Source organism: Labrys sp. LIt4 (assembly GCF_017813775.1).
GTDB lineage: Bacteria > Pseudomonadota > Alphaproteobacteria > Rhizobiales > Labraceae > Labrys > Labrys okinawensis_A.
The window spans coordinates 74,576-81,238 of record NZ_JAGIPY010000025.1; the positions used below are offsets into that span (position 1 = coordinate 74,576).

Below are 6,663 nucleotides of genomic sequence, written 5' to 3' on the forward strand. Positions count from 1 at the left end.
CAGACATAGCGCACCGCGTGCAGGAGATGCGCCTCATCCATGGCAACCGCGCCATAGCACCCTCGCCAAAAATGCCCCGTCCGCTTCTCACGCGCATGGACATGGCCGGCATAGCGCCGATGGTTGGCGCCAAGGCCCGCCGCAGGCCATCCGGATTAGGCGGCACGAGAATGCGATGCATGTGATGGGGCATCAGGCACCGGGCCCACACCTCGACGCCGGCAACCTGGCGATGGACCGTGAGGCAGTCACCGTAAAAGGCATAATCCTCGATACCAAAGAAGGTGCATTGCCGCCCATTGCCCCGCTGGGTGACATGATAAGGCAGACCGGGAACCATGATACGTGCAAGCCGAGACATAAAGGCACGACGCGCCCCACCTAGGTGCCGAATAGAGCGCACTACCGCCGTAATTGAGACGCTCTATGGCGGGCCAGCACCTTACGCGCCAATGGCGCGGACGGCGTCAATCACAAGCGCCGCCCAACAGAGCCGCAAAAATGGAGGCAAAAACTTACCGTCTCGTGAAATCGTTATGCCCAATTGGCGCGCCCAGTCGCGCCACGCGCACTCGCTGGATTCCAACGAAGTCGGCCCCGAATGCAACCTCGACCACAAGCCCTTCAGTCATAAAATGCGATATCGACTGTTCCTCTCCCCTTACAGTATCGCGGCTAAGTTTTAAAAGCGCAGTCACTGGTGTTTCATTATCACGGTCAAGGTCGAATGGCAGATTTGCATCTCTGAAAAATGTGATTTTCTCAAGAATCAAACTCTGCTCGTCCGCTGTGCCGCTCCTCGAATTTTCCCAATACTTAAAGTGTAAAATCAATGCATGAGATCGTGAATTCACCTCAAAAGGAGTATCGTGAATGCTCTCCCAGCGAGGCAATAATATATTGAGCTCTTCACAAAGTAGCGGAAAGAAAAGAGGCTCAACTAGCCGATTAACGCCTGCACACATCTGGCTGGGGGTCATCCTACTAAAGCCCCTTTACCGCCCAATTGGTGGATTTTCAGGATGTTGAATTCTCTCCCATTGAGTGCCATCAAAGCGTAGAATATCCTTCTGCCCCATCACCCACAAAGCACCATCCACAGCATCAATTTGACTTACATCTTCGATGCCGGGCGTTAAACTCGAATGAACACGCTGGAAATTTCTGCCATCGTACATGAACAAACCACGAGGTTGAGATATACTGCTTAAGTATATTATTCCATCAAATATAGCTATAGAAGTGAATGCGTGTATACCTGTGTTCGATATAATACGAAATCCCTCATCGGCATTTCCCACCATAAGTAAACCGCCGCGTCCACAGACCCATACCTTACTATGGCTTTCAGCGACAATTCCTGTCAGCGATTCTGAGAAATCACCTGCGATCTTCCGCATTACCGAGCCGTCCCAATGAAAAAAGGCCCCTTTTGCTCCGCAAAGATAAATATCATCCTCTGAAAGTCCATAAACACGGGTAAGCATGGTATTTCGGGCTCGGAGCTCTCCCTTCCGTCTGAACTCCGTGGCTTCAGATGTATTTTCCTCAAATAACTTGAACAACTTGTCCCAGCCTCCAGCGGGATCGAGGGCCTCTTCCGCCCAATCTGACGAAACATAGGGATCAAAAATCGACGTATCTAACGGACTCCATAACCCGTCAGCTTCCCTTCTGAAATTCTGCCCACCATCTCCGACGACATAGAGTCGATCTCCGATCTGCCGCATATTGAGCGATCGCCCCATGCGGTATTTTCTTTTGAAGTCAGACGCCTGTTCGGGGGTTACAGTGTACTCGCGAGCATATTCATCGTCGACATTTCGGACTTCACCCGAACCGGAGAGAACATACATCACTCGGAATTCAACCGATGGAGCTTTGAACAAGGCGAGACTCTCAGTCGAGAAATCATAATTTCTAAACGACCAATCTCCGTTATTATATTGACAAAGGCGCGTAAAAGCCGAACCAACTTCATTTGCATCCGGCACAGCTGCGATATAAAGAATATCCTTAGATACAGCGCGCATTCGCGAGAAAGTCAGCGGCGGTGGGGAAGCTGTTGTGATCATGTAGATACCCTCGCATCAATGTCTAGTCGCTGTCATGCCCCGGCTCAACGCGTCATATTGCGGTGAACCAATCGGAGGCAGTGCATCTGGTGTTGTCCTACCTAGCAAATTCGAATTGACTGGTAAAAGTTCTGCGGCAACAGCGGCTCGAATTTTCGCGATGCACTCTATATCCCCTGCTTTCATCATCAAGAGCTGGTTGGTGGCTTCCGCAGCAATTAACAGTATAGGTGCCGTTCCAGCTGGATAGTAGGACTTTCCAGAGCCTAACCCCTCAATGAGAGCATCCGCACCGTGAGCTTCAGCATGCTCTGATTGCTCCTCCGCAGCCATGCCATTCAAACAGATGGACGCTCCATCATTAAATGTGGGCATGCCTGGTATGCGCTTCCGACCTGCTACACCATCCTCCCGATTACCATATCGCTTAGTAAAATCAGGAATGATGTGATGGGCCTGTCCCTCACATTGTGCAGCTGAGCAAATCGACTTAATCTGGGAATATGTACCAACAATACAAGGGTACTGGAGGCGCCTTTTTGGATCCTGCGAGGTCCGCACATTGGGTTGGGCCTGCGGCTGCTCTTGCTCAGCGTCCCGTCGATCTCGGTTCATCTTAGCAACAGCGGCGAGAACAGCGCCATCCCCCATCATGGCACCCAACATGGGATTATCTTCTGTATCAAAAGCGTCGGGATTATTTGCAATTATATTCCCTGACCACAAGCCTAGACCGCCCCCTATTATAGTTATTCCTCCCACTAAAGGTCCAAGCCTGGCAGCAGCGGTAGGACTCGTCAATTCTGGAGGTATAGATGTAGGCCACGGCCCTCTAATTACATTACTTCCTGGCGGAGATACTGGTGGTCTTACGCTTGGAGATGGCGGATTTACTGGACTCGGTGTTGGATTCACTTGTGAATTTGGCAGAGCACTTCCTGCGAACTGAGGATTTGGCGCGGCGTTTTGTGCGTACACCCCTCTCAGCGGATCAGGAATCGCATCACTGACAACGCCCTCCTTTTCAGTCGGCGTTGGAGGTAGGCCGTGAGCTGTCGCGGGCTGGTGGACATCAACGTCCTCGATATAGCTGAGCTTACCAATGGTGTTGCGCTTGTTCATCCACCACAAATCGGTATGCCTAACGACACCGTGCCCTTCAAAACGTACAGTAGGAGACCAAGTTTTTGGCTCACAGATGCTAGCGGTCGTACCAGAAAAAATACCACCTCCAGTCCCAGCCTCGTCCCCATAGCATTTGGTGATCAATGATTTGGCAGTGTGAGAGCGCAGGCTTGTCTGCCGGACGCTTGCAGTCGTGTTCGCATCGTCGGCTTGATAAGCGTGAATGATGTAAGGTACTGGAACCATGATACCGCCAACCGGCGTCCAGCAAATATCTGGCAGAATCGAAACTAGAAGCCCTTTACCCGTGTCACGGCTTCCCTCGAGCGGATTGGGGGTTGTCCTGAGAGACAGAGGTTGCAAGGGCGATGCTACTTGCGAGGGAAGCTGCGACGATGGATTAACGCTCATATTGCTCCTCCATCCGGCGCCCCGGCGCATCTTCCAAACCAAATTCACCAACTATCGGCAGATCATGCAGTAAAGGGTGATCGAGTCTCGCTAGTTTGAGATCTACCTTGAAGAAAAGGGGGCAGACTGCGATCCAAGCCCGCCAAGTCAGATCAACACGCCAGGGGGGCCCTTCTCGCATGTCGATGTGAACGCCGTCGAGATTGAGGCGAGCAATTACCTCACGATCATCTCGCCACAGGAATCGGGCAATTGGGACCATAGCGGGTAGCACAAAGGTCAATCGCTCCTTACTCTGCGTAAGACGATATAAGGTAATAGTTTCATCTCCCCGCAAATATTCCTTCCATACAAGTTTCGGGTGCCCGCTTTGATAGAAGCTATAACTAAAATCCTTTGGTAATTGTGGATAACGTTCTCGCTTCCACGTATCGTCGTATGTACCCGCATAACGCTGGCGCCAGGCCCACCAAGGGGGTATTGGCGCCGTCCCCTGGGGTTCGGAGGCTTCAAATGGAGAAGTGACGGGTGCCTCTTCGCTATCGATTGATGGTGCAGGAAAGTTTTTATTATCCAGAACGAAACTTGGATGTAAAATGCCCGCACCACGCGGATTTCGAGGATCAGCCAAATACCGCTGTGCGCCAACAATTTCGCCACCCGCGGCCATGGCATAGTCGAGTGGAATGCGAGACAAAGGCACTGAAGCACTCAACTTCCAGATGTAGCTTGAAGCTGCGTGCTGGTGCATACTGTCTTTTGTAGATTGAGCTAACGCTTGCCAATCCCGACCAACAGCTTCCCAGGTCCGCTCGCCATGGCAACGAAGCCAATATTCGCGCCCAGCAATGCTGAGGCCGAAGTGGAAAGGGCAATTCTGTTCCTTTGGCGAGTAAGCATAGCCAAGAATCGTGACATCGCTGGCCGGTTTGAACGGGATTAAGTCGGATACACGCAACAGCGGCGTGGTATGCGGATCTCCTTCATATTCATCTGCCAAAACCACGGCTTGGGAAGGGCCGATATTCAGCTCACCGTCGGCGGATAGTTCATATGACCCACGCACGGCGACCACTGCCATGTTATCCCCGTCTCGATGCATCTGCTCGAATGCGATTGCGGCAAAGGGAGTACTATTCTTGCCGAGCATAGAGAGGCCTCACAGATTGTGATCAATGGGATGACCGATCACCTGCACATGCCCGCTGGCTTCGAAATGAAACTTCGTACCCAGGATGACAACATGTCCCTCCTTGTTCATGATCAGTTTTGAAGCTCCGCATTCGATAATGAATTGCTCACCAACTTTAATTGTCTTGGTGTGCCCAACTCGTTCCATCGCAACCGCGCCCACCGTCGTAATCTTAGCCGTGCCGACCTGCTCTGTTGAGGCCACACCCACATTCCTGGTCTGCATCCGGCCAACCGTCAGGTTATGATCCCCACCCCCTATGAGCGCCCCGAGAGCGCCAAGGGCGGCCGTACCGGCTGCGGCTATCGGTGCGCCGCCGGTCTGGAAGAGGGCTGGAGCCGCGACATTGGCGGCTGTCATCAGGGCTTTATCGAAACCACCCGAGGCGACGCCGAGCAAATTGCCTGTCAAGGCGCTGGCAATACCGCCGGCTAAGCCGCCCTGCCCACCAACATCGGCGGGCGGCACGAAAGGTGGAGTTGAGAATATGCCGCCATTGCTAGGCTGGGATTGGCCACCACCCGTCCCAGTCGCACCGCCTCCTTCCTCCCCACCGCCGCTGCCCGGCTGGCTCGCGGCCGCCTGCACGGCGATCGCCATGGCCTGCTGCAGCATGCCGGCGCTTTGGCCCATCAGGCCGGCGAGCGGCGCCAGGAGGGCAGCCGCCCCGGCGCCCGTCGTCGCCCCCACCACCTGGTTGAGCCCGCCGCCGACTTGATGGTTCATATTGGCGCCCACGGTGAGCTGGTGCTGCTGACCGTAGGAATGCAGGGCACTGGCATCCACCGTGTGGATCTGGTTGTTGAGCACTTTGCTCGTCATGTCCTTCTGGGCGTGCAGGTGGAAATTCTCCTGGCCCGGCGCGTCCTCGAAGGAGAATTCGTTGAACTTGGTCGGGTCCTTGGACTTGTAGGTGTTGGAGCGGAAGATGCTCTTGGTCTTGTGCTCGGGCAGCTGGTAGGGCACGTTTTGCGCGGCATTCGGCACCAGCGCGGTGATGATCGGCCTGTCGGGGTCGCCGCCGAGATAGGAAACGATCGCTTCCATACCCACGCGCGGGATGATCTGGCCGCCCCAATTGCCGCCGCCCCAGTTCTGCGCCACCCGGATCCAGCAGGTGTCGGTGCCGTCCTTCTTGGCGCGGCGGTCCCAGGGGAACCACACCTTCACCCGCCCATATTTGTCGGGGTGGATCTCCTCGCCCGGCGGGCCGGCGATGATGGCGATGTCGGTGCCGTCGATGCGCGGGCGCGGCGTCGAGCGGTGGGGCGTGGCCGGCACCCGGCTCGGCAGGGCCATGAAGCGGTTGGAATAGTCCGGATCCCCTTCATTGGTCTCATAGGAGCGGTCGCGCGCCACATGCACGATCTGGAAGGTGACGTGCTCCTCATAGGCATTGCCGGGATTGGCGACGTCATAGGGCTTGAAGCGCCGGCCGGGCGAGAGCGTGCGGATGGTGGAGGCCCCTTCGATGCGTTCGTAATCGGCCTCGGCCGCCTGCATCCTCAGCTTGGACTGGCGCTCGACCCGGTCATTGGCGATGCCTTCCGAGGCGCTGTCCGAGCCATAGCCGCCGACCATGGGATATTCATAGAGCTCATAAGCCTCGTTGCCCGGCAGCGAGATCAGGCTCGGCGTCTCGCCCGAGGGCACGGAGCCGGGGGTAAGGAAGTTCCAGTCTCCCGCCGAGCGCTTGCCGGGCACATAGGTGAAGCTGCGCTCGAACTTGGTGAGATGGTTGCGGTCGGTCGAGCCCATGGCGAGGCGCACGTCGGTTTCCGGCCCGCTGGTATAGCCCGAGACATGCGAGGCGATGTGCATGACATGCTTGGCGGCGACCGAGCCGGCCGAACCGCCCTC

5 protein-coding genes and 1 pseudogene are annotated in these 6,663 nt (G+C 55.4%); all 6 read right to left on the reverse strand.

Features of this window, described 5'->3' with window-relative positions; translation table 11 throughout:
* Positions 1-340 (reverse strand): annotated as a pseudogene (locus J8I29_RS28160) (hypothetical protein); the annotation flags it as partial.
* A gap of 175 nt (positions 341-515) precedes the next feature.
* Positions 516-980 (reverse strand): hypothetical protein, encoded by a 465-nt coding sequence (locus J8I29_RS28165; RefSeq protein ID WP_209434188.1) that lies wholly within the window; start codon positions 978-980, stop codon positions 516-518.
* A 15-nt stretch (positions 981-995) separates the two neighbouring features.
* On the reverse strand, positions 996-2,075 hold the full coding sequence (locus J8I29_RS28170) for a hypothetical protein (protein ID WP_209434189.1): 1,080 nt from the start codon (positions 2,073-2,075) through the stop codon (positions 996-998).
* A gap of 15 nt (positions 2,076-2,090) precedes the next feature.
* On the reverse strand, positions 2,091-2,741 hold the full coding sequence (locus J8I29_RS30170) for a hypothetical protein (protein ID WP_245197445.1): 651 nt from the start codon (positions 2,739-2,741) through the stop codon (positions 2,091-2,093).
* An 859-nt stretch (positions 2,742-3,600) separates the two neighbouring features.
* Complete coding sequence (locus tag J8I29_RS28180) at positions 3,601-4,761, reverse strand: DUF2169 domain-containing protein (RefSeq protein ID WP_209434191.1); 1,161 nt, start codon at positions 4,759-4,761, stop codon at positions 3,601-3,603.
* A gap of 9 nt (positions 4,762-4,770) precedes the next feature.
* Positions 4,771-6,663, reverse strand: a 1,893-nt coding sequence (gene tssI, locus J8I29_RS28185) for a type VI secretion system tip protein TssI/VgrG (protein WP_209434192.1), incomplete at its 5' end; no start/stop codon positions are given.

What these genes read in the sequence shown, in the direction of transcription:
- J8I29_RS28165 (WP_209434188.1), bottom strand. Translation starts at nt 980, where the DNA reads ATGACCCCCAGCCAGATGTGTGCAGGCGTTAATCGGCTAGTTGAGCCT.
- J8I29_RS28170 (WP_209434189.1), bottom strand. Translation starts at nt 2,075, where the DNA reads ATGATCACAACAGCTTCCCCACCGCCGCTGACTTTCTCGCGAATGCGC.
- J8I29_RS30170 (WP_245197445.1), bottom strand. Translation starts at nt 2,741, where the DNA reads ATGTTGGGTGCCATGATGGGGGATGGCGCTGTTCTCGCCGCTGTTGCT.
- J8I29_RS28180 (WP_209434191.1), bottom strand. Translation starts at nt 4,761, where the DNA reads ATGCTCGGCAAGAATAGTACTCCCTTTGCCGCAATCGCATTCGAGCAG.